Source organism: Pseudomonas sp. Marseille-Q0931, assembly GCF_940789645.1.
GTDB lineage: Bacteria > Pseudomonadota > Gammaproteobacteria > Pseudomonadales > Pseudomonadaceae > Aquipseudomonas.
On the sequence record NZ_CALNWT010000009.1, the window covers coordinates 127,060 to 150,376 of the forward strand.

Below are 23,317 nucleotides of genomic sequence, written 5' to 3' on the forward strand. Positions count from 1 at the left end.
GCTCAAGCATCAAAGCCGTGTGCTGAGCCAGGACAGCAGCAGGGCTGCGCCCAGGCAGACGGCGCCAAAACGGTAGAAGAAGCGGTTGATGCGCACAGTGCGCTCATCCTGTGCTTCGCTTTCGTCCAGCTCACCCTGAGCCAGCACTCGCGCCATACCGCGCTGCTCACGCACGCGAGTCATCAGACACAGCCAGGCACCCGCCAACGCGAAGAACAATGCCAGCGAATTCACCACCCCGGCCGGATGGACGAGAAACAGCGACCACAACATCTGCAGCGACATGCAACACCTCGAGAACAGCATGGTGCAGCAACCCCGCCACTGCACCAGAATGGGGATTTCGGCCGAGAAACGGTACGTCTCGACCCTCGAAAAGTCGTCGCGCAGTGTACTGAACTAGCGCTTTTATAAGGTTCGTTTCCGACGAACGCGGCCCGCTATCCCGAAATCGTCTGAAAACTGTCATATGCCTGGCCTAGGGTTTGTATCTCCAATAGTGACCAAACAGTCACGACTGTCGCTGGAGCCAAACCTCAACGTCCCTGGAGGACCTGCCATGCTTAATTCACAACCGCTGGATCGCGATTACCTGATCGACTCGCTGGATGAAGTGGACGCCGTGGTCGACGAACTCTCCTTCAACGTGCAGGACCAGCACTGGCTGGTGTACTGCGCCCTTGGCGGCCACGAGCATTACGACCTGCCGGACATCGACAACCGCACCGGCATGAGCCTGCCGGAGTTCTACGCCGAAGCGGCATGAAGACCCAGGACAAATGAAAACGCCCCGCAATGCGGGGCGTTTTTCGTAGCGATGCTAGGAATTACTGCAGCAGAACCTGGCCAATGGTCGGGTCCTTGAACGCACGGGTCAGCGCGTCGCTGAGCACGTCACCCACCAGCTTGGTGTTGGTCTGCTGGTTCGGGGCGGTGCCGAAACGCTGATTCAGCGAGGCACCGTAACGACCGGTATAGCGACGGCTACCGCCCTGCACGTCGGCGCGAATGGAAGCGGAGATATCGGCCTCGGTGACGTACATGCCTTCTTTCGGCGACTGGTACTTCAGCTCCGCCAGGGTGATGGTCAGCTGCGGCGCGTTGTAGGCATTGGCCGACGGGGTGAAGCCGAGCAGACGCACGGCAGCCTCGGCCTCGGCCTGTAGATTGGGCAGTACGTGCTCGCTGCTCACGCTGATCGAACTGGTTTCTGGATACAGGCCACCGCGGGTACCAAGCACCGGCGAAGGACGGCCATCGACCACGCGCACCACCACCGGCTGGCCCTGACCCACGGGAGTCAATGAGCTGGTGAGCTTGGGTTGCGGGGTGAGTTGCTGAGGGCTGAGGGCGCAACCGGCCAGAGTCAGGCTGGCGGCAGCAAGCAAGGCGATCAACGCACGGTGCAGCATGCTCATCTCTCCGAGTGAGGTAAAAGTGGCCGGCAGTATACCCAGCGCGGCCTGAGGCCGACAGTGGTGCAGCATAGGACCGCCAGCACAGCATTGCGGTTCCTGTCATCAGCCTGTCACCGCGCCCTGGCATAAAGATACCCGTCACCACGCTGGAGCCTTCGCCATGCTGTTGCGCCGTCTGTTCAGCCGCGCTCGCCCGATGCGCCATTTTGCCCTGATCGATGGTCAGGGGCTTTGCCGTGCCCTGCGGCAGATGCAGGAACACCCGAGCCAGCCTGGCTGGGTGGAAGTTCGCGAGCCGAGCATCTCCTGGCTGGGCTCCCCCTTGCCTGCCAGCGCCCGAATCACCCCGGTCGTCACACACGCACCAGCCGCTCGCCCGTTGGCGGCCTGACCGGCGGAAGAATAAAAGTCACGCAGGGGCGATCAATTTCCCCTCATTCACCGTTATAATCGCGCCCCGATTATAAGGACGTCTCCTGATCGGGCCGCACGACCTCGCCGATGCAACGTCATCGCCCCGCCCCAGAGAGTCGCCCACTTCGAGCTGCCGCTTCCGGCCAGCCGCTTTCAGCCCATATGCAGAGCCGATAGCAGCCATGCATTGCATGTTTTGCACGGGTAAAAGCGCGCCGAGGCAGTCGAGCTTTTGAGGTTCACCGCTCCAAAAGAGCGTGAAAAAACGGTTTTTACAAACTTCACAAGAGTGTGGCGAACAGATGAACAGTTTTGCGTCCGCAAATCCCAGCCTTGCCCCTCCCCGCCGAACGACAGGGCATCACGCCTGAGTCTGCCGGTATCGCCCTGAAAGGCCGAACGGCCATCCATCTGGTGCAGTTTTCTTGGAGAGAGGTTAATGGCGCATAACGATTACCAAAGCGTAGATGTGGTGCTGGTTGGCGCTGGCATCATGAGCGCGACCCTGGGCGTACTGCTCAAGGAACTCAACCCCGGCATCGCCCTGGAAGTGGTAGAGCTGCGCGAGTCCGGCGCAGTGGAAAGCTCCAACCCCTGGAACAACGCCGGCACCGGTCACGCCGCGCTTTGCGAGCTGAACTACACCCCGGAAGGCGCGGACGGCAGCATCGACATCAAGAAGTCGGTGAACATCAACGCCCAGTTCGAGGAGTCCAAGCAGTTCTGGGCCTACCTGATCGAAAAAGGCGCGTTCAACTCGCCGAAGACCTTCATCAATCCGGTGCCGCACATGAGCTTCGTGCGCGGCGAAAGCGGCATCGCCTTCCTCAAGAAGCGTTTCGAGGCCCTGCGTCAGCATCACGCCTTCACCGAAATGGAATTCACCGAGGATCGCGCCACCATCGCCGAATGGGCACCTCTGCTGATCCCGGGCCGTGACACCAGCGAGCCGCTGGCGATGACCCGCGTACAGGCCGGTACCGACGTCAACTTCGGCGCGGTCACCGAGCAGATGCTCGCCTACCTGACCAAGCAGCCGAGCGCCACGGTCACCTGCAACCAGAAGGTCACCGACCTCAGGCGCGACGGCGAAGGCTGGCTGGTGGACATCAAGGACACCCGCTCCGGCGCCACGCGCAAGCTCAAGAGCAAGTTCGTCTTCCTCGGTGCCGGCGGCGGCGCACTGCCGTTGCTGCAACTGTCGGGCATCCCAGAGGGCAAAGGCTTCGGCGGCTTCCCGGTCAGCGGCCAGTGGCTGCGTTGCGACAACCCGGAAATCGTCAAGCAGCACCAGGCCAAGGTCTACAGCCAGGCCGCCGTGGGCTCGCCGCCCATGTCGGTACCGCACCTCGACACCCGCGTGGTGGACGGCAAGAAGTCCCTGCTGTTCGGCCCCTACGCCGGCTTCACCACCAAGTTCCTCAAGCACGGCTCGTTCCTCGACCTGCCGCTGTCGGTACGCCCCAACAACCTCGGCCCGATGCTGGCGGTGGCGCGCGACAACATGGACCTGACCCGCTACCTGATCAAGGAAGTGATGCAGTCCGAGGAACAGCGCCTGAACACCCTGCGCGGCTTCTATCCGGAGGCCAAGGCCGAGGACTGGCGCCTGGAAGTGGCTGGCCAGCGCGTGCAGATCATCAAGAAGGACGCCAAGAACGGCGGCATCCTGCAGTTCGGTACCGAACTGGTGGCGGCTGCGGACGGCACCATCGCTGCGCTGCTCGGCGCCTCGCCGGGCGCCTCGGTGACCGTGTCGATCATGCTCGACCTGATTCGCCGCTGCTTCCCCGAGCAGGCCAAGAGCGAAGGCTGGCGCACCAAGCTGGACGAGATATTCCCGGCCATGGCCGATGTCCTGTCCAAGGATGCCGAGCGCTACCATGAGGTGCAGACGCAATCGAACAAGCGCCTGCAACTGGACATACCTAGCTGATCAGCAGGTATGAAAAAACCGCCCCTCGGGGCGGTTTTTTTATGCGGCATCGCTGCCGGACTCAGTCGGTGCAGATGGCACCTTAATGCGGGGGAACATAAATGTTGTGGGAGCGGACTTGTCCGCGATTTTCTCTGCTGATCCTATTCGCGGACAAGTCCGCTCCCACAATCCCTGCTCCCCTCGCTCTACTGGCCCCAGGGCAGGATCGGAATGGCCGTCACCGCGTTCTGCGGGCTGCCTTCGATCACCCGGTCGCTATAGACCAGATACACCAGGGTATTGCGCTTGGCGTCGAAGAAGCGCACCACCTGCATGGTCTTGAACACCAGCGAGGTGCGCTCCTTGAACACTTCCTCGCCATCCTTGAGCTTGCCCTTGAATTCAATGGGGCCGACCTGGCGACAGGCGATGGACGCTTCGGCGCGATCCTCGGCCAGACCCAAGCCGCCTTTCACACCGCCGGTCTTGGCGCGTGACAGATAACAGGTCACGCCCGCCACCTTGGGATCATCGAAGGCCTCGACGACGATCTTGTCGTTCGGACCGACCCACTTGAACACCGTGGACACTTCGCCGATGGTCTCGGCCAGTGCCAGGCCGGGCAACATCAGCAGGCCCAGTACACATCCCTTGAACAGACGCATCGTACTCTCCTTTCTTCAAACCAGAATCAGGTTATCCCGATGCACCAGCTCTGGTTCATCCACATATCCCAGCAGCCCCTCAATGGCATCGGAAGGCTTGCCGATAATCTTCTGCGCTTCCAGCGCGCTGTAGTTGACCAGGCCACGCGCCACTTCGCGGCCGTCCGGAGCAACGCAAACCACCATTTCGCCACGGCGGAAACTGCCCTGCACCGCCTTCACGCCCACCGGTAGCAGGCTTTTGCGGTCCTGGCTCAGCGCCTTAACCGCGCCGGCGTCGAGCACCAGGGTGCCGCGGGTCTGCAGGTGGCCGGCCAGCCATTGCTTGCGCGCCGCCAGCAGACCACGCTCGGGCGCCAGCATCGTGCCCAGGCGCTCACCGGCCTTGAGACGCGCCAGCACCTGCTCGATGGCGCCGCCGACGATCACCGTATGCGCGCCGGAGCGCGCCGCCAGGCGTGACGCACGCAGCTTGGTCTGCATGCCGCCACGGCCCAACGCACCACCAACGCCACCGGCCACGGCATCCAGTGCTGGGTCGTCGGCGCGCGCCTCATGGATCAGCTCGGCATCGGGGTTGTGCCGTGGATCGGCGGTGTACATGCCGTCGCGATCGGTGAGGATCACCAGCAAGTCGGCTTCCACCAGGTTGGCCACCAGCGCAGCCAGGGTGTCGTTGTCGCCGAAGCGGATCTCATCGGTAACCACGGTATCGTTCTCGTTGATCACCGGTACCACGTCGAGGTCGACCAGGGTGCGCAGGGTGCTGCGCGCATTGAGGTAGCGCTTGCGGTCGGAGAGATCGTCGTGGGTCAAAAGGATCTGCGCGGTGCGCCGGCCGTGCTCGGCAAAACTCGACTCCCAGGCCTGAACCAGCACCATCTGGCCAATGGCCGCGGCCGCCTGCAGCTCGTGCATCGCGCTAGGTCGGCTGGTCCAGCCCAGGCGGCTCATGCCAGCCGCCACGGCGCCGGAGGACACCAGCACCAACTCGACGCCCTGCTCACGCAGTGCCACCATCTGCTTGACCCACACCGCCATGGCCGCACGATCCAGGCCACGCCCGTCGGCCGTCAGCAGCGCACTGCCGATCTTCACCACCCAGCGCCGCGCGCCGGTCACCTTGTCACGCATGATCTTCCAACCTTAGCCAGAAAACGATGGGTTCCGCCCCACCTACAAAAACGCCGCAATTAAGCGGCGTTGGAAATTTGCTTAATCCCGGACGTAAATGATTTCCGGGCCGTCGTCGTCTTCTTCATCGAAGAAGTCGTCGTCTTCGTCGATATCGTCGACGCTACGCACACCGGATTTACGCAGCGCACGCTGGTCATCCAGCGCCTGCAGACGGGCACGCGCCTCGTCCTCGATGCGTTGATCCAGCTCGGCCAGTTCCTCGGCGAACACCGGATCTTCGGCGATACGCTCGGCTCGCACCTCCAGGTAATGCATGATGTCGCGAGTGATGCGCTCGGTGCCGTCACGGCTGATGGCCGCCACCACGTAAACCGGCCCCTGCCAATTCAGGCGGGCGACGATATCGGCCTTGCGCGCCTCGCGCTCGTCCTCGGGAATCTGGTCCATCTTGTTCAGCACCAGCCAGCGGTCACGCTCGGCCAGCGCCGGACTGAAGCGGCCCAGTTCATCGATGATCACCTGAGCCGCCTCGGCCGGATCGCTCTCGTCGAGCGGCGCCATGTCCACCAGATGCAGCAGCAGGCGGGTGCGCGCCAGGTGCTTGAGGAAGCGGATGCCCAGGCCGGCACCGTCCGAAGCGCCTTCGATCAGCCCCGGGATGTCGGCGACGACGAAGCTCTTGAAGCGGTCGACGCTGACCACACCCAGGTTCGGCACCAGGGTGGTGAAGGGATAATCGGCGACCTTCGGCTTGGCCGCAGACACGGCGCGGATGAAGGTACTCTTGCCGGCATTGGGCAGGCCCAGCAGGCCGACATCGGCCAGCACCTTCAGCTCGAGCTTGAGATCACGCGAATCGCCCGGCTTGCCTGGCGTAGTCTGGCGCGGCGCGCGGTTGGTACTGGACTTGAAGCGAGTGTTGCCCAGCCCGTGCCAGCCGCCCTGGGCGACCATCAGGCGCTGACCGGCCTTGACCAGGTCACCAATCACCTCCTGGGTGGCCACGTCGATCACCGTGGTGCCGACCGGCACCGGCAGGATCAGGTCTTCACCCTTGGCGCCGGTGCAGTCGGTGCTGCCGCCCTTCTCGCCATTCTGCGCGTGGAATTTGCGGGTGTAGCGGTAATCGATCAGGGTATTGAGGTTCTCATCGGCCTCAAGGAACACCGAGCCACCGTCGCCACCGTCGCCCCCGTTGGGGCCACCCTTCTCGATGAACTTCTCGCGGCGGAAGCTCATCATGCCGTTACCGCCGTCACCGGCTTTTACAAAAATCGAAACTTCGTCGACAAATTTCATGGATATGCCTCCCGCCTCATCTGCGGGCTAGGGGAACGCTTGCCGGATCATCCAGAACTAGCGGATCTGGCAAGCGAACCAAAGATACACAAACAAAAAAGCCCCGTCCTACGGACAGGGCTTTTCCAGCGCGTAGGCGATTAGGCCTGAACGACGCTCACGTAGCGACGGCCGAAAGCACCCTTCACTTCGAACTTGACCACGCCTTCGATCTTGGCGAACAGGGTGTGGTCTTTGCCGATGCCCACGCCGAAGCCCGGGTGGAACTCGGTGCCGCGCTGACGAACGATGATGTTGCCGGCCTTGATGACCTGACCACCGTACATTTTCACGCCAAGGCGTTTACTTTCGGAATCGCGGCCGTTACGGGTAGAACCGCCAGCTTTTTTGTGTGCCATGAGTCAATACTCCTATAAAGGGATCGGGGCCGACGAATCAGGCCTGGATACCGGTGATTTTGATCTCAGTGAACCACTGACGGTGGCCCTGACGCTTCATGTGGTGCTTACGACGGCGGAACTTGATGATGCGCACTTTGTCGTGACGGCCTTGCGAAACGACTTCGGCAACCACTTTAGCGCCGTCTACGACCGGAGCGCCGATCTGAACGTCGTCGCCATTGCCGATCAGCAGAACGCGATCGAAAGTCACGGCTTCGCCGGTAGCGACTTCGAGCTTCTCGATCTTGAGGAATTCGCCTTCGGTGACTTTGTATTGCTTGCCACCAGTAACAATTACTGCGTACATGGTAAATCTCCGTTAATCCTGCTCACCCAGCGCTTTAGAAAAGGCGTTATTGGCTGGCATGGCTGCTTGGGGCCGGAAGTGACACCCTTGCAATTGCGTAAGGCAGGGAAATGCCCAGGGGGAAGTTCAGGGTGCGCGATTGTACGCAAGCGCCGAACGCTACGCAAGGGGCGCCCGTGCTTGCCTTGACAGCCCCTACCCTGCCACCTAGCATGCCGCGCAACCTCAGAGGAGCACTAGTCGCCGATGCAACCCCAGGCTTTCTACCGCGTGGTAGCGGACGATTTCACCGCCGTCGATGGCATCATTCGCCAACAGGTGGTTTCCCGCGTGCCGCTGGTGGAAAAGATCGGCGACTATATCATTTCCGCTGGCGGCAAGCGCCTGCGTCCACTGCTGGTACTGCTCAGCGGCCGCGCTCTGGGTTACCAGGCCGACGACCTGCGCCTGCTGGCCGCCACCATCGAATTCCTGCACACCGCCACCCTCCTGCATGACGACGTTGTCGACATGTCCGACATGCGCCGTGGCCGCAGCACCGCCAATGCCCAATGGGGCAACGCACCAAGCGTGCTGGTGGGCGACTTCCTTTATTCACGCTCGTTCGAAATGATGGTCGAGCTCGGTTCCATGCCGGTGATGAAGATTCTCTCCCACGCCACCCGCGTGATCGCCGAAGGTGAAGTGCTGCAGTTGTCCAAGGTGCGCGATGCCAGCACCACGGAAGAGACCTATATGGAGGTCATCCGCGGCAAGACAGCGATGCTGTTCGAGGCTTCCACTCATGCAGCCGCCGCACTGGGCGGCGCCAACGAAGCGCAGCGCGAAGCCCTGCGCACCTTCGGCGACCATCTGGGCATCGCATTCCAGTTGGTCGACGACCTGCTCGACTACAAAGGCGACGCTGCCAGCCTGGGCAAGAACGTCGGCGACGACCTCGCCGAGGGCAAGCCCACCCTGCCGCTGATCTACACCATGCGTGAAGGCACCGAGGAGCAGGCCGCTCTGGTGCGCCGCGCGATTCAGAAAGGCGGTATCGAAGACCTGGAAAGCATCCGCGCCGCCGTCGACGCAGCCGGTGCCCTGGATTACACCGCACAACTCGCCCGCGATTACGCCGAACGCGCCATCGCCTGCTTGGACGTGCTGCCCGCCGGCGAGTACCGCGACGCGCTGATCGAGCTGAGCCGCTTCGCCGTGGCCCGTACACACTAAGAAGTAGCCCGGATGCAATCCGGGGCGGGTTGACGGGATATGGCCTTTCCCGGATTGCATCCGGGCTACGAATTCGCGATACCAGCACCAGCTCAAACAAAAACGCCCCGAACCAGTCGGGGCGTTTTGCGTTCAGGCGCAGTCGATTACAGACGCAGGCCGCCATCCAGCTCCAGGATGCGACCGGTGTAGTAGTCGTTTTCCAGGATGTAGGCCACCGAATGAGCGATCTCGGCCGGCTTGCCCATGCGCTTGAGCGGAATGCCCGAGGTCATCTTTTCCAGTGCCTCCGGCTTCATGCTGGCGGTCATCTCGGTTTCGATGAAGCCTGGCGCCACGCCCGCTACGCGAATGCCGTAACGTGCCAGCTCCTTGGCCCAGACCACGGTATCGGCGGCGACGCCTGCCTTGGCCGCGGAGTAGTTGGCCTGGCCCATGTTGCCGGCACGGGAAATCGAGGAAATGTTGACGATCGCGCCTTCGTTCTTCAGCTCGATCATCTTCGCCGCCACTTCGCGAGTGCAGAGGAACACGCCGGTCAGGTTGACGTCGATCACCGCCTGCCATTGCGCCAGGCTCATCTTGGTCATCTCGCCATCCTTCACGCGGATGGTCAGGCCATCACGCAGGATGCCGGCATTGTTGACCAGGCCGTTGATGGCACCGAAATCCTCCGCCACCTGGGCGACCATGTGCGTGACCTGCTCTTCATTGGCCACGTTGCATAGGTAGGCGCGGGCATCGCCACCGGCGGCCTTGCAGGCAGCCACGGCTTCGTCGAGCTTTTCCTGGTTTAGATCGACCAGCGCCAGCCTGGCGCCCTTGGCCGCCAGGTACTCACCCATGGCGCGACCCAGTCCCTGGCAACCGCCAGTGATGATGATGACTTTGTCTTTCAGTTGCATCGCTTTATTCCCTCAAGGTGCAGCATTTACCGACCCCGCTGATGCCGCTAACCGCTATGCTAGGGCGTCTGTCCGTTAATGACGGATCTTCTGCGAGGAGTCATAAGGTGAGCGTGAAAGCCGGCAAGCATGCACGAGATTTGCTGCTCAAGGAATACCGTGGCGTGCTCAGCACCCACTCCAAGGCCATGCCGGGTTTTCCATTCGGATCAGTGGTGCCTTACTGCCTGGACGCCGAGGGCCGGCCGCTGATCCTGATCAGCCGCATCGCCCAGCACACCCATAATCTCGGGCAGGACGCCAAATGCTCGCTGCTGGTCGGCGAGCGTGGCGCAGAGGATGTGCAGGCGGTCGGCCGCCTTACGTTGCTCGCCGAAGCGCGACAATTGCATGACGAGCGCGAAATCGAAGCGGCCGCCCAGCGTTATTACCGCTTTTTTCCGCAATCGCGCGACTACCATCGAGCGCATGACTTCGATTTCTGGCGACTGGAACCGGTGCGCTGGCGCTTCATCGGCGGCTTCGGTGCCATCCACTGGCTCGATCAGGTGACCCTGGCCAACCCCTTTGCCGCCGATGGCAGCGAAGCGAGCATGGTCGAGCACATGAACGAAGATCACGCCAAGGCCATCGCCCACTATGTCGAACTGGCCGGCCTGCCCAAGCACGAGCCGGCACAGATGGCCGCCATCGACTCCGAAGGTTTCCACCTGCGCATTGGCCAGAGCCTGCACTGGCTAGCCTTCCCAACATCCTGCAACAACCCTGGCCAGGTGCGCGAAGCCCTGGTGATGCTGGCTCGCGCCGAAAGCTGGCCGACCAATGGCACGCCTTCAGCTTGAATTAAGCGCAGAGCGCCATATTTAAACCCTACGGGAAGCCTGTCTTCCGCCAAGGACATTTCGACTCATGCGCGCGTTTCTGTTTCTCTTTCTGCTGTTCCCGATCATCGAGCTGGCCCTGCTGATTAAGGTCGGCAGTACCATTGGCGTGCTGCCTACGCTGCTGCTGATCATCGGCACCGCGGTGCTCGGCAGCATCCTGCTGCGCGTCGCCGGCGTCGCCACTGCCTGGCGCGCCCGGGAACGACTCGCGCGCGGTGAGCTGCCCGAGCAGGAAATGCTCGAAGGCCTGCTGATCGCCGTCGGCGGCGGCCTACTGCTGCTGCCGGGTTTCATCAGTGACATCTTCGGCGTGTTCTGCCTGATTCCCTTCACCCGGCGCCTGCTGGTCGGCAAGATTCGCCGCCGCGCCGAGGAGCAGGCCCTGCGTCAGCGGGCCTTCTTTGACGACCAGGCAGCCCGCTCCGGGCAAACCCGTCCAAATGTTCTCGAAGGCGAGTACGAGCGCCGCGACTGACCTGCCTCACGCCGGGCACCACGCCTTGGTGCCCGCCTCCGTCGCCCTGCCGGGCGCATGTAAAAAATTTACGTCAGCCCCCTTGAAATGCTATTGCCCGCCCACATGTAGCAGTCACCGCAAGGTACCTGCCCACTGAGGCAGTCCAACTTTCGCGGTGCGCCCAGCGCGCCGCACCCGGCCTCGCCGGATTTTACAAACCCGCTGACCAATCAAGAGTCGGCAAGTTGGCCATTCAATTGTTAGGAGAGATCGACAATGAAACTTCGTCCTCTGCATGACCGCGTCGTGATCCGTCGCAGCGAAGAAGAGACCAAAACCGCAGGCGGCATCGTGCTGCCGGGTTCGGCCGCCGAGAAGCCGAACCAGGGTGAAGTCGTTGCCGTCGGTACCGGTAAGGTTCTGGATAACGGCGAAGTCCGTCCGCTGGCCGTCAAGGTCGGTGACAAGGTGGTATTCGGCCCTTACTCCGGCAGCAACACCGTCAAGGTCGACGGCGAAGACCTGCTGGTAATGGGCGAGAACGAAATCCTCGCTGTCGTCGAAGCCTGATTCCACGAATCTCCGTTTAACCTTCAAGAATTTGAGGACTGATCAACATGGCTGCTAAAGAAGTCAAGTTTGGCGATTCCGCTCGCAAGAAAATGCTCGTTGGCGTCAACGTACTGGCCGACGCCGTCAAAGCCACCCTCGGCCCGAAAGGTCGTAACGTGGTTCTGGCCAAATCCTTCGGCGCCCCGACCATCACCAAAGACGGTGTTTCGGTTGCCAAGGAAATCGAACTGAAAGACGCCTTCGAAAACATGGGCGCCCAGCTGGTGAAAGACGTTGCCTCCAAGGCCAACGATGCTGCCGGTGACGGCACCACCACCGCTACCGTTCTGGCTCAAGCCATCGTCAACGAAGGCCTGAAGTCCGTCGCTGCCGGCATGAACCCGATGGACCTCAAGCGCGGCATCGACAAGGCCACCACCGCCATCGTTGCTCAGCTCAAAGACCTGGCCAAGCCGTGCGCCGACTCCAAGGCCATCGCTCAGGTAGGCACCATTTCCGCCAACTCCGACAGCTCCATCGGTGACATCATCGCCGAAGCCATGGATAAGGTCGGTAAAGAAGGCGTCATCACCGTTGAAGAAGGCTCGGGCCTGGAAAACGAACTGTCCGTCGTAGAAGGCATGCAGTTCGACCGCGGCTACCTGTCGCCGTACTTCATCAACAAGCCGGACACCATGGTTGCCGAGCTGGAAAGCCCGCTGCTGCTGCTGGTCGACAAGAAAATCAGCAACATCCGCGAACTGCTGCCGGTTCTGGAAGCCGTTGCCAAGGCCGGTCGTCCGCTGCTGATCGTGGCTGAAGACGTCGAAGGCGAAGCGCTGGCTACCCTGGTGGTCAACAACATGCGCGGCATCGTCAAAGTCGCTGCGGTCAAGGCTCCGGGTTTCGGCGACCGCCGCAAGGCCATGCTGCAGGACATCGCCATCCTGACCGGTGGCACCGTGATCTCCGAAGAAGTTGGCCTGTCCCTGGAAAGCGCCACTCTGGAGCATCTGGGTAACGCCAAGCGCGTCGTCCTGAACAAGGACAACACCACCATCATCGATGGCGCTGGTGCTCAGGTCGACATCGAAGCCCGCGTTGCGCAGATCCGCAAGCAGGTCGAAGAAACTTCTTCCGACTACGACAAAGAGAAGCTGCAAGAGCGTCTGGCCAAGCTGGCTGGCGGTGTTGCCGTGATCAAGGTTGGCGCTGCCACCGAAGTCGAGATGAAAGAGAAGAAAGCCCGCGTTGAAGACGCCCTGCACGCTACCCGCGCTGCCGTGGAAGAAGGCGTGGTACCTGGCGGTGGTGTAGCTCTGGTGCGTGCCCTGCAGGCCATCGAAGGCCTGAAAGGCGACAACGAAGACCAGAACGTCGGTATCGCTCTGCTGCGTCGCGCTGTCGAAGCGCCGCTGCGTCAGATCGTTTCCAACGCCGGCGGCGAGCCGAGCGTAGTGGTCGACAAGGTCAAGCAGGGTTCGGGCAACTTCGGCTTCAACGCCGCTACCGACACCTACGGCGACATGATCGAGATGGGTATTCTCGATCCGGCCAAGGTCACCCGTTCGGCGCTGCAGGCTGCTGCCTCCATCGGCGGTCTGATGATCACCACCGAGGCCATGGTTGCCGAATCGGCTGACGACAAAGCCCCGGCCATGCCTGATATGGGTGGCATGGGCGGTATGGGTGGCATGGGCGGCATGATGTAAGCCGACCGGCTCCCACGCAGCACGAGAACCCCGCGCCAGTCGCGGGGTTTTTTATTGCCCGAAGAAAGCGAATCCGTAGTGCCAAGAAGAAAGCGGCATCGGGTCATTTGTCATGGGCCTGCAGCAAGCGCTCCTTTTCGCAGCGGACCGGACCGACGTGATCGATTGCGGCTGCTTCGGCACAGCTCTTGCCTAATCAATCGACCGCTGAAGCAGCGTCGGTAATGTTCCACTTGCAATACCTCGCTCCATTTGCCTCACCCTTACCAGGAAGTAGCTCTACCCTCCCCCTTTGCGCCAAGTAGCGAGAAGGCAGCAGGCGATAGAAGTGGCCAGGGCCGGTCGTTACAGAAGGGTCATAACCGGCACCTAAGGTTACGTTAGGCGTTACCTGCATCGTTCTGAACCAACCGATAAGGGCCGTGTCCCAGCACAGTCCCGGCGGGTGCTAGCCAGGCTCGATGACCATTCGTCGCATAAGGCAACGACCAGGCGATATGTGATCTAGGTTTAGCGAACAGCGTTTGGCAGCGCTTTCAAGGGGTTAGCAAAATGAAACTAGAAATAGCACGAGGTTTGTTCCTCGGCCTTGCCCTCAGCGTAACGGCGATTGCCGCCGCTGCCTGGCAGGAGCCCGGCCCACGCGTGCTGGAAGCGCGCGAATGTGCCATGGCCGAGCCCTGCCCCACCGCGCCCTTGCGCAAACAGGTGCAACCAGCCGTGAAGCCGGATGCCAACCTGCTGGTGTTGATGTTCGGACTCAGCGGCGCGATGAAAGGCGAGTACTGATCAACTCTGATCACCGCGCACCACTGCCAGTTGGCGAGCACGATCAAGCGTCAGGCGCACCAGGCAGTCGTAGCTGAATTCGCCGAACACCGAGTAGGGCTGCTCCTCACCGTAGGGCTTGCATTCGGCATCACGCATCGCGATCCAGTTACGCTGCGCCTGGCGCAGTGCGGTACTCGCCTCGTCCGACAGCTGCCGCTGGCGTTCGCGATAGGCTGCATTGAGCAGCGCATCGGCATCGCCCAATACCAGCGCACTGATTCCACCCAGCGCCATCACGTTCTGCGGCAGCGCCTGGGGCATCTCCTGGTTCCAGTTGTAGAAACCATTGGTCTCCACCCGCAAGCGTGCCGTGGGTCGGCTGTAGACGTCGTCGTAGAGCGGCTGCAACTGGGTGCGATAGACCAGTTCAAGATAGATCGGGTCGCTGGCGCGCTCCGGCCTGGCCAGTAGGGTCTGATAGATCGGCTGCTGCGGGCCGTTGCCTTCGTCGATACTTACCTCGAAGCAACTGTCTGGAGCCAGGTGCTGGCCCGGCTCGCTGGCCAGTGGGCATTTGCTGACGATGGACTCCTGATCGGTACTGAAGGCCTCGTCCAGCACACGTACCAACAAACGCACTTCCGGTGCCTGGGAAAAGTCGGCGTGAACGACGGTGGCAGTAAGTGTGCCTTCGGCAGCCGCGAAGAGCGGTGACAGCCACAGAGCGAGCAACACGGGCATGCGCATGGATAACCTTCCCTGGTAACGGCAACTGGACCCACATCATCTCCAGCGCGACGCGGCCTGACAAGCAGGTGGCCTTGGTAGCGAGCCGTGGGTCTCACCGCATCAAGCGGAAACGCCGATAGTGGCGTTTAAAACAGCTCGTTCAGTTTTGCCTAAAGTAAGAATCCTTCACCAAGTGCGTTCCGTCAGCAATCTCGGTTGGTTGAAAGGTTTTCGCGGCTGAAGCCGCTCCTACAGGATTTAGGTGGCTTCGGGTCGCGGCTGAAGCCCCTCCTACAAGAACGTGGCAATACCAGTGGCCTTGCCTTCAGGCCCCCGTGATCAGCCGCTCGATAATTTCCCGCCGCTCAGGATGCTCCGGCACCTGAATGCCAAATTCATCGCGCAACACCCTCAGCACCTCATCGACACTCTGCAACTGCACCCGCTTACTCGCCTGCCCCAGGCGGTGGATGGCGAAGCTGCCATTGTTCAACGTCTTGCGCAGGCCTGGCCCGGTGCGGGCGGCGATCATCTGGCCGAGAAAGGGTGAGTCCGGGTGGGTGCACACGTACCAGTTGCCCACCACGTAATCGATATCAGCCACCTGCTGCAGATCGAACACGTACATGGCTCGCCAGCTACCCGCCACCAATGCGCGCAGGGTGTAGGTGCCATCCACCAGCGTCAGGCGATAGTGCTCGTGCGGCGTGGCCTGCTCCGCCTCGCTGTCGAGCAAAAGCGGGCCGGTCGGCACCATGCCGCCGAAGCCGACGTCGCTGATGTAGCGCACGCCATCGATGGTCACCAGCACCAGCATATGAGTGCGCGCCGGCAGGGCATCTTCCGGGCCGCCCATGACCACGCGGCCGGTCAGCCCGCGCGCGTCGAAGCCCAGCGCCTGCAACAGCAGCAGGTACAGACGGTTGAGTTCGAAGCAGTAACCGCCACGGCCCTGGCGCAGCAGCTTGTCCTGGATCACGGCAGGTTCGACCTCCACCGGCACGCGCAGCATGCTGGCCAGGGTTTCGAAGGGAAATTCGGCGGTGTGCCGCGCCTGCAGCTCGCGCAGGGCTTCGAGCGTCGCTGGCGGCGCCGACGAGTAACCCAGGCGCCCTAGGTATGTGTGCAGATCCAGCTGGAATGCTTCGGTCATCGTGCTTCTCCCTTTTTACCTGCCGGCTGTTGTACCAGAGGCGGCAGAGGGGAGATATCTATCGGGTCGATAGCCCGTCTGATCGTCCTCACGCTCCGCGTGGGTATGCAGCCCGTGACGCTCCGCGCATCCACCGTAACGGCCGCAGAGAGGCCGAGGCTACAGGCCCCCATGCTGAGCGTGGGAGCGATCACGCAAACGCCCAGGTGGCTGCGGAGTTTCGCGGCTGAAGCCGCTCCTACAGGTGTCCCGGTGTCTGCCTCATAACGCCCACCAATGAAAAAGGCCGGTCTCGCGACCGGCCCTTTCGTGCAACGTGTCAGCTCACTCAGCCATTGCTGGGGAAGGCGAACTGCGCCGCCTCGTGGCTCTTGCGCGCCGGCCAGCGCTGAGTGATGGCCTTCTTGCGGGTGTAGAAGCGCACGCCGTCCGGGCCGTAGGCATGCAGGTCGCCGAACAGCGAGCGCTTCCAGCCGCCGAAGCTGTGGTAGGCCACCGGCACCGGCAGCGGCACGTTGACGCCGACCATGCCGACTTCGATCTCGTCGCAGAACAGGCGCGCGGCTTCACCGTCACGGGTGAAGATGCAGGTGCCGTTGCCGTACTCGTGATCGTTGATCAGGGCCATGGCGTCTTCCAGGCTGCCGACACGGACGATGCACAGCACTGGGCCGAAGATTTCGTCGGTGTAGATGGTCATTTCCGGGGTGACCCGGTCGAACAGGGTGCCGCCGACGAAGAAGCCATTATCAAAGCCCGGTACCACCAGGCCGCGGCCGTCGACCACCAGCTTTGCGCCCTGGGCCACGCCGGCGTCGATGTAGCCCTTGACCTTGTCGCGCGCAGCGGCGGTGACCAGCGGGCCCATGTCCAGGCCGCAGGAGGTGCCGGCACCGATCTTCAGTGCCTGGATCTGCGGAACAATCTTCTCCACCAGTGCATCGGCGATCTGGTCGCCCACGCACACGGCCACGGAGATGGCCATGCAGCGCTCGCCGCAGGACCCGTAGGCCGCGCCCATCAGTGCGCTGACGGCGTTGTCCAGGTCGGCATCGGGCATCAGCACGGCGTGGTTCTTGGCGCCGCCCAGGGCCTGCACGCGCTTGCCGCGCTTGGTGCCCTCGCTGTAGATGTACTCGGCGATCGGCGTCGAGCCGACGAAGCTCAGGGCCTTGACCTCGGGCGCTTCGATCAGCGCATCGACTGCGTCCTTGTCACCGTTGACCACGTTCAGCACGCCCTTGGGCAGGCCGGCCTGCTGCGCCAGCTCGGCGATGAACAGGGTGGAGCTCGGGTCACGCTCGGACGGCTTGAGGATGAAGCAATTGCCGCAGACGATGGCCAGCGGGTACATCCACAGCGGCACCATGGCCGGAAAGTTGAACGGGGTGATGCCGGCCACTACACCGATGGGCTGCAGATCCGTCCAGGCGTCGATGTTCGGGCCGACGTTGCGGCTGTACTCGCCCTTGAGGATTTCCGGCGCAGCGCAGGCGAACTCGACGTTCTCGATGCCGCGCTTGAGTTCGCCAACGGCGTCCTCGATGGTCTTGCCGTGCTCGGCGCTGATCAGCGCGGCGATTTCGTTCTCGTTCTGCTCCAGCAGTTGCTTGAAGCGGAACATGATCTGCGCGCGCTTGGCCGGCGGGGTGTTGCGCCAGGCCGGGAAGGCGGCCTTGGCAGCGTCGATGGCCAGTTGCATGGTGGCGCGGTCGGCCAGGCCGACTGCGCTGGTGGAGTCGCCGGTGGACGGGTTGTACACCGGAGCGCTGCGACCGTTGCCGGCAACGCGCTCGCCGTTGATCAGGTGGGGGATATGGCTCATGGGGATCTCCAAAGTCAGGTTGGTGGGAGGGGCTTTAGCCGCGACGCTCATTCAGTCGCGGCTAAAGCCCCTCCCACAGGAATCAGTCGAGTTTGTTCAGTATGTCGCCAACGGCGTTGAACACGCGGTCGAGATCTTCGATCTTGGCATTGAAGGTTGGGCCGAACTGCAGCGTATCGCCACCGAAGCGCACGTAGAAACCAGCCTTCCACAGGGCCATGCCGGCCTCGAAGGGGCGGATCACCGCATCGCCATCACGCGGTGCGATCTGCAGCGCGCCAGCCAGGCCGCAGTTGCGGATGTCGACCACATGTTTGGTGCCTTTCAGGCCGTGCAGCGCGGCCTCGAACTTCGGCGCCAGCTCGGCGGACTGCTGAATCAGGTTCTCGCGCTTGAGCAGCTCCAGCGTCGCCAGGCCGGCGGCGCAGGCCACCGGGTGCGCCGAGTAGGTATAGCCGTGGGTGAACTCGATCATGTGCTCCGGCGACGGCTGCTGCATGAAGGTGTTGTAGATCTCGCTGCTGGCGATCACCGCGCCCAGCGGGATGGCGCCGTTGGTGATCTGCTTGGCGACGTTCATCAGGTCCGGGGTGACGCCGAAGAACTCCGCGCCGCTCCACTTGCCCATGCGGCCGAAGCCGGTGATCACTTCGTCGAAGATCAGCAGGATGTTGTGCTGCGTGCAGATATCGCGCAAGCGCTGCAGGTAGCCCACCGGCGGCACGATGGCGCCGGCCGAACCGGACATCGGCTCGACGATCACCGCGGCGATGTTGGAGGCGTCGTGCAGTTCGATCAGCTTGAGCAGTTCGTTGGCCAGCTCCACGCCGCCGGTTTCGGCCATGCCCTTGGTAAAGGCCATACCCGGTTGCAGGGTGTGCGGCAGGTGGTCGGCATCCATCAGCTGGCCGTACATCTTGCGGTTACCGCCAATGCCGCCGAGCGAGGTGCCGGCGATGTTGACGCCGTGGTAGCCACGAGCACGGCCGATGAAGCGGGTCTTGGAGGCCTGGCCTTTCAGGCGCCAGTAGGCCTTGGCCATCTTCACCGCGGTGTCGGCGCACTCGGAGCCGGAGCCGGTGAAGAACACATGGTTGAGCTCGCCAGGCATCAGGTCGGCGACCTGCTCGGCCAGCTTGAACGACAGCGGATGGCCGTACTGGAAGCCCGGCGAATAGTCGAGGGTGCCGAGCTGCTTGGCCACGGCCTCCTGGATTTCCTTGCGCGAGTGGCCGGCGCCGCAGGTCCACAGGCCGGACAGGCTGTCGTAGATCTTCCGGCCCTGGTCATCGGTGAGCCAGCTGCCTTCTGCACCGACGATGATGCGCGGGTCGCGCTGGAACTGGCGGTTGGCGGAGAACGGCATCCAGTGCGCATCCAGCTTGAGCTGGCTGGCCAGGGACGGAGTTGCGGTCTGCGGCATGTTCATCGGGATGGCCTCGGCAGTGGCGGCGTGTTCGGGACAATGTGGGAGGGGCTTTAGCCGCGACTGTCGCCGCTGAAGCGCCTCCCACAGATACAGCGTCAGTTGCCAGTTAAGGTGCCACGGGCATAGAGTCAGTAAAACAATACTCTTATTATCTTCAGTTCAAGGTCGACTAAACAAATGAGCAGCCGCCGCCCCGACCCGCTGGCCCAGGTCAGCGACTTTGAAATCCGCCTGCTCAAACTGTTTCGCAGCGTGGTGGAATGCGGTGGTTTTTCCGCAGCCGAGAGCGCGCTGGGCATCGGCCGCTCGGCCATCAGCCAGCAGATGAGCGACCTCGAACAACGCCTCGGTTTGCGCCTGTGCCAGCGCGGCCGTGCCGGCTTCGCCCTGACCGAAGAAGGCCGCGAGGTGTACCAGAGCACCCTGCAACTGCTGGCGGCACTGGAGAGCTTTCGCACCGAGGTCAACGGCCTGCATCAGCACCTGCGCGGCGAGCTGAACATCGGCCTGACCGACAACCTGGTGACCATCCCGCACATGCGCATCACCAACGCCCTGGCCCGCCTCAAGGTGCAGGGGCCGGACGTGCGTATCAACATCCGCATGACGCCCCCGTCGGAAGTGGAACAGGGGGTGCTCGACGGCCGCCTGCATATCGGCGTGGTGCCACAGGTCGGTGCCCTATCCGGCCTGGAATACCAGGCGCTATACGATGAACGCTCGCTGCTTTACTGCGCGGTCGGCCATCCACTGTTCTACGTCGACGACCAACAGCTTGAAGACGACAGGCTCAATGCCCAGGAAGCCATCGCCCCGACCTTCCGCCTGCCGCCCGAGGTGCAGAACCATTACCAGGCGCTGAACTGTACGGCCAGCGCATCGGACCGCGAAGGCATGGCCTTTCTCATCCTCACCGGTCGCTATATCGGTTACCTGCCCGACCACTACGCCCAGGCCTGGGTGCAGCAGGGTCGCCTGCGCGCGCTGAAGGCGTCCACTCGCTACTACGACATCAACCTGGCAGCGGTAACGCGCAAGGGCCGTCGCGCGCACCTGGTGCTGGAGAGCTTTCTAAACGCCCTGGCTGAAGCCTGAACACATAGAACGACCGTACCGAAAAACGGCTCGAGCATGCACAGCCCTGGTGCATTTGTGCTATCACGGCGATTTTCCTTGCAGCGCACTTGTCACCCAGGCGGCGCTGGGGTATCTGTGCAATCGCTCGGCTCCCTGATCAGTTCGGAATCACCCATGACCTTCGAAGTCCCCGCCCACGGCACCACCGGCAAACCCGCCGGGCGCATTCGCCAGAAGAACGAAGAAGCCATCATCAAGGCTGCCGAGGAAGAGTTCGCCCGGCACGGCTTCAAGGGCACCAGCATGAACACCATCGCGCAGAACGTCGGCCTGCCCAAGGCCAACCTGCATTACTACTTCAACAACAAGCTGGGCCTTTATCTGGCGGTGCTGAGCAATATCCTCGAGCTCTGGGACAGCACCTTCAACAACCTCAGCGTCGAGGACGACCCGGCCGAGGCACTGGAGCGCTACATCCGCGCCAAGATGGAGTTCTCCCGGCGCCAGCCGAAGGCCTCGCGCATCTTCGCCATGGAAGTGATCAGCGGCGGCGACTGCCTGTCGCAGTACTTCAACCAGAACTATCTGGACTGGTTCCGTGGCCGTGCCGCGGTGTTCGAAGGCTGGATCGCCGCCGGCAAGATGGACCCGGTCGATCCGATCCACCTGATTTTCCTGCTGTGGAGCAGCACCCAGCACTACGCCGACTTCGCCTCGCAGATCTGCCGGGTGAAGCAGTGCTCGCGCCTGACCAAGCAGGACTTCGAGGAAGCCTCCGACCAGCTGGTACAGATCATCCTCAAGGGCTGCGGCCTGACGCCCGTCGCCAAAGCCTGATGGCCTTCACCCTGTCCGCGCCTTGCGAATACCGCGAGGAGATTCGCAAGAGCCGCTTTCTCGCCCTCGCCGCGCCGGTTGCCAGCGCGGCGGACGCACAGGCCTTCATCGACAGCCACGGCGATCCGGCCGCCTCGCACAACTGCTGGGCGTGGAAGGTCGGCAACCAGTGCCGCTTCAACGACGACGGCGAACCGGGCGGCACCGCTGGCAGGCCGATACTCGCCGCCATCGAAGGACAGGACTGCGACCAGGTGGTGGTGCTGGTAATCCGCTGGTACGGCGGCATCCAGCTCGGCACCGGCGGCCTGGCCCGCGCCTACGGCGGCAGCGCAGCCAAGTGCCTGCAGGCCGGCGAGCGGCGCGAACTGGTCTTGCGCCGGGCCTTCAGTTGCCATCTGCAGTTCGCAGAACTGCCGCTGTTCAAGGCGCGCCTGAGCGAGTTCGACAGCCTGATCGAGCGCGAGGATTACGACGCCACCGGCGCGCGCCTGCAACTGGCCGTGGCGCCGGCCGAACACGCGACACTGGAACGGCTGCTCGGCGACATCAGCCGTGGCCGCGAGAGCCTGACAGCGCCATGAAACGGCCGATCGTTGCGCTGCTGGCATTGCCGCAGTGGCTGGCCCTGCCGGCCCAGGTAGACGTCCAGGAGCACCACTACGACCTGCCACTGGCGTGCGGCGTGCCCCTCAGCCGCGCCAGCGTTTCGAGCGATACCTGAGCGCACTGCGTGAGCATGAGCGGCAGTACCGGGCACGGCCGCAGCCAGGACGCCAGGTGACGGAACAACAGCTCAAGATGTAGGAGCGGCGCCCCGCCGCGAATGGTGGCAGGCGCACTCGAAAAATTTCGCCCCGGACAGAGGATTACCTTGCCGGGATTATCGAATCGACATTCGCTATGCTGATTTTCTTTCTCATCCACCACGGAGCCTGAAAATGTCCGCCTCCCGATCCATTCTGATCATCGGCGCCTCGCGCGGCCTCGGCCTGGGTCTGGCCAGTGAGTTCGCTGCCCAGGGTTGGGCCGTGACCGCCACCGTGCGCAGCGCCACGCCGCAAGCGCCGCTGCAGGCAGTGCCCGGCGTGCGCGTGGAGCAACTGGAGATGACCGACCCGGCCAGCCTCGAACAGTTGGCCAATCGCCTGAGCGGCCAGCAGTTCGACGTCATCTTCGTCAACGCCGGGGTTGCCGGCCCCACGCACCACAGCACCGCACAGGCCAGCGCCGAAGAAATGGGCCAACTGTTTCTGACCAACGCCGTCGCGCCACTGCGCGTGGCCGAACGCCTGCTGCCGAATCTGGCCGCCGGGCACGGGCTGATCGTGTTCATGAGTTCCATCCTTGGCAGCATCGAGGCCGGCGCCGGCCTGGGCATGCCGCTGTACGGCGCCAGCAAGGCCGCACTCAACCACCTCGTACAGTGCTTCGTCCGTGTTCAGGACAATCCGCAGCTCGGCGTACTGCTGATGCACCCGGGCTGGGTGCGCACCGACATGGGCGGCGCCGACGCCCCGCTGGATATCGACAGCAGTTGCAAGGGCATGGTCGAACAGGTCAGCGCCGCCGTCGGCCGGCCCGGCTTGCGCTACCTGGACTACCAAGGTGAGCCTCTGCCCTGGTGAGCGTCAGCGCTGGTATCGGCCTGCCACCAGGCAGGCCGTGTAATTCTGTTGGAGAAGAATAACGATGGACGTAAACATCGGTAATGACCCGGCGTTGATCCGCCTGGCTCAAGGTATCCGCTATCAGGTCTTCACATGTGAACAACGGATTCCTGCGGAGCTGGACCTCGATGGACTGGATGAAGAGTCCTTCCATGCACTGGCGACAGAACAGGGTGAGCCAATTGCCACTGCCCGCCTGACACTGAAAGAGGACGGCTCTTCTACCATGGCCAGGGTGGCGGTCAGTGAGGCTTATCGGAGCACGGGAGTTGCTTCGGCCGTTGTCCAGGCATTGATGCAGCATGCGCAAGATATAGGCGCCACCTCCATTGAACTTCATGCTCACAGCCACCTGAAAGGCTACTACGAAAAATTTGGCTTCGAGTTCATCAAGGAGGTTGAAATCGTGGGCGAACATCAGCTCATTGAAATGCGATGCCAACTGGCGTGCACATAACCGCATAAGGCAATACCGCGCCGCTCTGCGGCGCTACCGTGCCAGA

Annotated in this window: 27 protein-coding genes; 15 read left to right on the top strand and 12 right to left on the bottom strand. The window is 62.7% G+C overall.

Features of this window, described 5'->3' with window-relative positions; translation table 11 throughout:
- Window positions 1-9: 9 nt before the first annotated feature.
- Window positions 10-285, bottom strand: coding sequence for a hypothetical protein (locus P3C50_RS15515; protein WP_074916392.1), 276 nt, complete (start codon window positions 283-285; stop codon window positions 10-12).
- Between the two features lie 274 nt (window positions 286-559).
- Between P3C50_RS15515 and P3C50_RS15520 the strand changes: the two genes are divergently transcribed.
- Window positions 560-766 (top strand): hypothetical protein, encoded by a 207-nt coding sequence (locus P3C50_RS15520; RefSeq protein WP_004424534.1) that lies wholly within the window; start codon window positions 560-562, stop codon window positions 764-766.
- Between the two features lie 61 nt (window positions 767-827).
- Here P3C50_RS15520 and P3C50_RS15525 read toward each other — a convergent pair whose 3' ends face one another.
- Entirely contained in the window at window positions 828-1,412 is a 585-nt protein-coding gene (locus P3C50_RS15525) for a YajG family lipoprotein (RefSeq protein WP_275546697.1), read from the bottom strand.
- A gap of 166 nt (window positions 1,413-1,578) precedes the next feature.
- Here P3C50_RS15525 and P3C50_RS15530 point away from each other — a divergent pair, with 166 nt between their 5' ends.
- Window positions 1,579-1,809, top strand: coding sequence for a hypothetical protein (locus P3C50_RS15530; protein ID WP_072424313.1), 231 nt, complete (start codon window positions 1,579-1,581; stop codon window positions 1,807-1,809).
- Window positions 1,810-2,271: 462 nt separating this feature from the next.
- The gene (gene mqo, locus P3C50_RS15535; RefSeq protein ID WP_275546698.1) at window positions 2,272-3,768 is read left to right on the top strand and encodes a malate dehydrogenase (quinone); all 1,497 of its coding nucleotides are present in this window, start codon (window positions 2,272-2,274) and stop codon (window positions 3,766-3,768) included.
- Window positions 3,769-3,956: 188 nt separating this feature from the next.
- Here the strand turns inward: mqo and P3C50_RS15540 are convergent, their stop codons facing one another.
- The 5 genes from P3C50_RS15540 to rplU all read right to left on the bottom strand — a co-directional run bounded on the left by P3C50_RS15540 (window position 3,957) and on the right by rplU (window position 7,598).
- The gene (locus P3C50_RS15540) at window positions 3,957-4,415 is read right to left on the bottom strand and encodes a CreA family protein (RefSeq protein WP_197855400.1); all 459 of its coding nucleotides are present in this window, start codon (window positions 4,413-4,415) and stop codon (window positions 3,957-3,959) included.
- A 15-nt stretch (window positions 4,416-4,430) separates the two neighbouring features.
- Window positions 4,431-5,549, bottom strand: a complete 1,119-nt coding sequence (proB, locus tag P3C50_RS15545; protein ID WP_197855401.1) for a glutamate 5-kinase — start codon at window positions 5,547-5,549, stop codon at window positions 4,431-4,433.
- 81 nt (window positions 5,550-5,630) lie between these two features.
- Window positions 5,631-6,851: an Obg family GTPase CgtA gene (cgtA, locus tag P3C50_RS15550; protein WP_197855402.1), complete on the bottom strand. Its 1,221-nt coding sequence runs from the start codon at window positions 6,849-6,851 to the stop codon at window positions 5,631-5,633.
- A 140-nt stretch (window positions 6,852-6,991) separates the two neighbouring features.
- Window positions 6,992-7,249: a 50S ribosomal protein L27 gene (gene rpmA, locus P3C50_RS15555; protein WP_013717060.1), complete on the bottom strand. Its 258-nt coding sequence runs from the start codon at window positions 7,247-7,249 to the stop codon at window positions 6,992-6,994.
- A 37-nt stretch (window positions 7,250-7,286) separates the two neighbouring features.
- Window positions 7,287-7,598 (bottom strand): 50S ribosomal protein L21, encoded by a 312-nt coding sequence (gene rplU / locus P3C50_RS15560; protein ID WP_004424548.1) that lies wholly within the window; start codon window positions 7,596-7,598, stop codon window positions 7,287-7,289.
- Window positions 7,599-7,844: 246 nt separating this feature from the next.
- Here rplU and P3C50_RS15565 point away from each other — a divergent pair, with 246 nt between their 5' ends.
- Window positions 7,845-8,813: a polyprenyl synthetase family protein gene (locus P3C50_RS15565; protein ID WP_275546699.1), complete on the top strand. Its 969-nt coding sequence runs from the start codon at window positions 7,845-7,847 to the stop codon at window positions 8,811-8,813.
- A 146-nt stretch (window positions 8,814-8,959) separates the two neighbouring features.
- On the opposite strand, the gene P3C50_RS15570 is transcribed toward P3C50_RS15565, so the two are convergent.
- A complete protein-coding gene (locus P3C50_RS15570) occupies window positions 8,960-9,718 on the bottom strand; it encodes an SDR family oxidoreductase (protein ID WP_275546700.1) in 759 nt (252 codons plus the stop codon).
- A 107-nt stretch (window positions 9,719-9,825) separates the two neighbouring features.
- Between P3C50_RS15570 and P3C50_RS15575 the strand changes: the two genes are divergently transcribed.
- The 5 genes from P3C50_RS15575 (at window position 9,826) to P3C50_RS15595 (ending at window position 14,112) form a co-directional block, all read left to right on the top strand.
- Window positions 9,826-10,560, top strand: a complete 735-nt coding sequence (locus tag P3C50_RS15575; protein WP_275546701.1) for a HugZ family protein — start codon at window positions 9,826-9,828, stop codon at window positions 10,558-10,560.
- 67 nt (window positions 10,561-10,627) lie between these two features.
- The gene (locus P3C50_RS15580) at window positions 10,628-11,077 is read left to right on the top strand and encodes an FxsA family protein (RefSeq protein WP_275546702.1); all 450 of its coding nucleotides are present in this window, start codon (window positions 10,628-10,630) and stop codon (window positions 11,075-11,077) included.
- A 258-nt stretch (window positions 11,078-11,335) separates the two neighbouring features.
- Window positions 11,336-11,629 carry a co-chaperone GroES gene (locus P3C50_RS15585; RefSeq protein WP_017675400.1) on the top strand — a complete coding sequence of 98 codons (294 nt, stop codon included), beginning with the start codon at window positions 11,336-11,338 and terminating at the stop codon, window positions 11,627-11,629.
- 47 nt (window positions 11,630-11,676) lie between these two features.
- Window positions 11,677-13,323, top strand: coding sequence for a chaperonin GroEL (gene groL, locus P3C50_RS15590; RefSeq protein ID WP_197855407.1), 1,647 nt, complete (start codon window positions 11,677-11,679; stop codon window positions 13,321-13,323).
- Between the two features lie 552 nt (window positions 13,324-13,875).
- Entirely contained in the window at window positions 13,876-14,112 is a 237-nt protein-coding gene (locus tag P3C50_RS15595) for a hypothetical protein (protein WP_197855409.1), read from the top strand.
- Here the strand turns inward: P3C50_RS15595 and P3C50_RS15600 are convergent, their stop codons facing one another.
- The 4 genes from P3C50_RS15600 to P3C50_RS15615 form a co-directional block, all read right to left on the bottom strand.
- A complete protein-coding gene (locus P3C50_RS15600; protein ID WP_275546703.1) occupies window positions 14,113-14,841 on the bottom strand; it encodes a lysozyme inhibitor LprI family protein in 729 nt (242 codons plus the stop codon).
- 307 nt (window positions 14,842-15,148) lie between these two features.
- The gene (locus P3C50_RS15605; protein ID WP_275546704.1) at window positions 15,149-15,976 is read right to left on the bottom strand and encodes an arylamine N-acetyltransferase family protein; all 828 of its coding nucleotides are present in this window, start codon (window positions 15,974-15,976) and stop codon (window positions 15,149-15,151) included.
- Between the two features lie 328 nt (window positions 15,977-16,304).
- The gene (locus tag P3C50_RS15610; protein WP_275546705.1) at window positions 16,305-17,801 is read right to left on the bottom strand and encodes a CoA-acylating methylmalonate-semialdehyde dehydrogenase; all 1,497 of its coding nucleotides are present in this window, start codon (window positions 17,799-17,801) and stop codon (window positions 16,305-16,307) included.
- A gap of 82 nt (window positions 17,802-17,883) precedes the next feature.
- Window positions 17,884-19,230: an aspartate aminotransferase family protein gene (locus tag P3C50_RS15615; protein WP_275546706.1), complete on the bottom strand. Its 1,347-nt coding sequence runs from the start codon at window positions 19,228-19,230 to the stop codon at window positions 17,884-17,886.
- A gap of 177 nt (window positions 19,231-19,407) precedes the next feature.
- Here P3C50_RS15615 and P3C50_RS15620 point away from each other — a divergent pair, with 177 nt between their 5' ends.
- The 6 genes from P3C50_RS15620 (at window position 19,408) to P3C50_RS15645 (ending at window position 23,271) form a co-directional block, all read left to right on the top strand.
- Window positions 19,408-20,325 carry a LysR family transcriptional regulator gene (locus P3C50_RS15620; protein ID WP_275546707.1) on the top strand — a complete coding sequence of 306 codons (918 nt, stop codon included), beginning with the start codon at window positions 19,408-19,410 and terminating at the stop codon, window positions 20,323-20,325.
- A gap of 156 nt (window positions 20,326-20,481) precedes the next feature.
- Window positions 20,482-21,144: a TetR/AcrR family transcriptional regulator gene (locus P3C50_RS15625; protein ID WP_161867267.1), complete on the top strand. Its 663-nt coding sequence runs from the start codon at window positions 20,482-20,484 to the stop codon at window positions 21,142-21,144.
- The gene (locus P3C50_RS15630; protein WP_275546708.1) at window positions 21,144-21,728 is read left to right on the top strand and encodes an IMPACT family protein; all 585 of its coding nucleotides are present in this window, start codon (window positions 21,144-21,146) and stop codon (window positions 21,726-21,728) included. The genes P3C50_RS15625 and P3C50_RS15630 overlap by 1 nt, the downstream gene beginning before the upstream one ends.
- Window positions 21,725-21,868, top strand: coding sequence for a hypothetical protein (locus P3C50_RS15635; protein ID WP_275546709.1), 144 nt, complete (start codon window positions 21,725-21,727; stop codon window positions 21,866-21,868). Before P3C50_RS15630 ends, P3C50_RS15635 begins: the two co-directional genes overlap by 4 nt.
- Before the next feature lie 217 nt (window positions 21,869-22,085).
- Window positions 22,086-22,772 (top strand): SDR family oxidoreductase, encoded by a 687-nt coding sequence (locus P3C50_RS15640; RefSeq protein ID WP_275546710.1) that lies wholly within the window; start codon window positions 22,086-22,088, stop codon window positions 22,770-22,772.
- A 64-nt stretch (window positions 22,773-22,836) separates the two neighbouring features.
- The gene (locus P3C50_RS15645; protein ID WP_275546711.1) at window positions 22,837-23,271 is read left to right on the top strand and encodes a GNAT family N-acetyltransferase; all 435 of its coding nucleotides are present in this window, start codon (window positions 22,837-22,839) and stop codon (window positions 23,269-23,271) included.
- Window positions 23,272-23,317 lie beyond the last annotated feature (46 nt).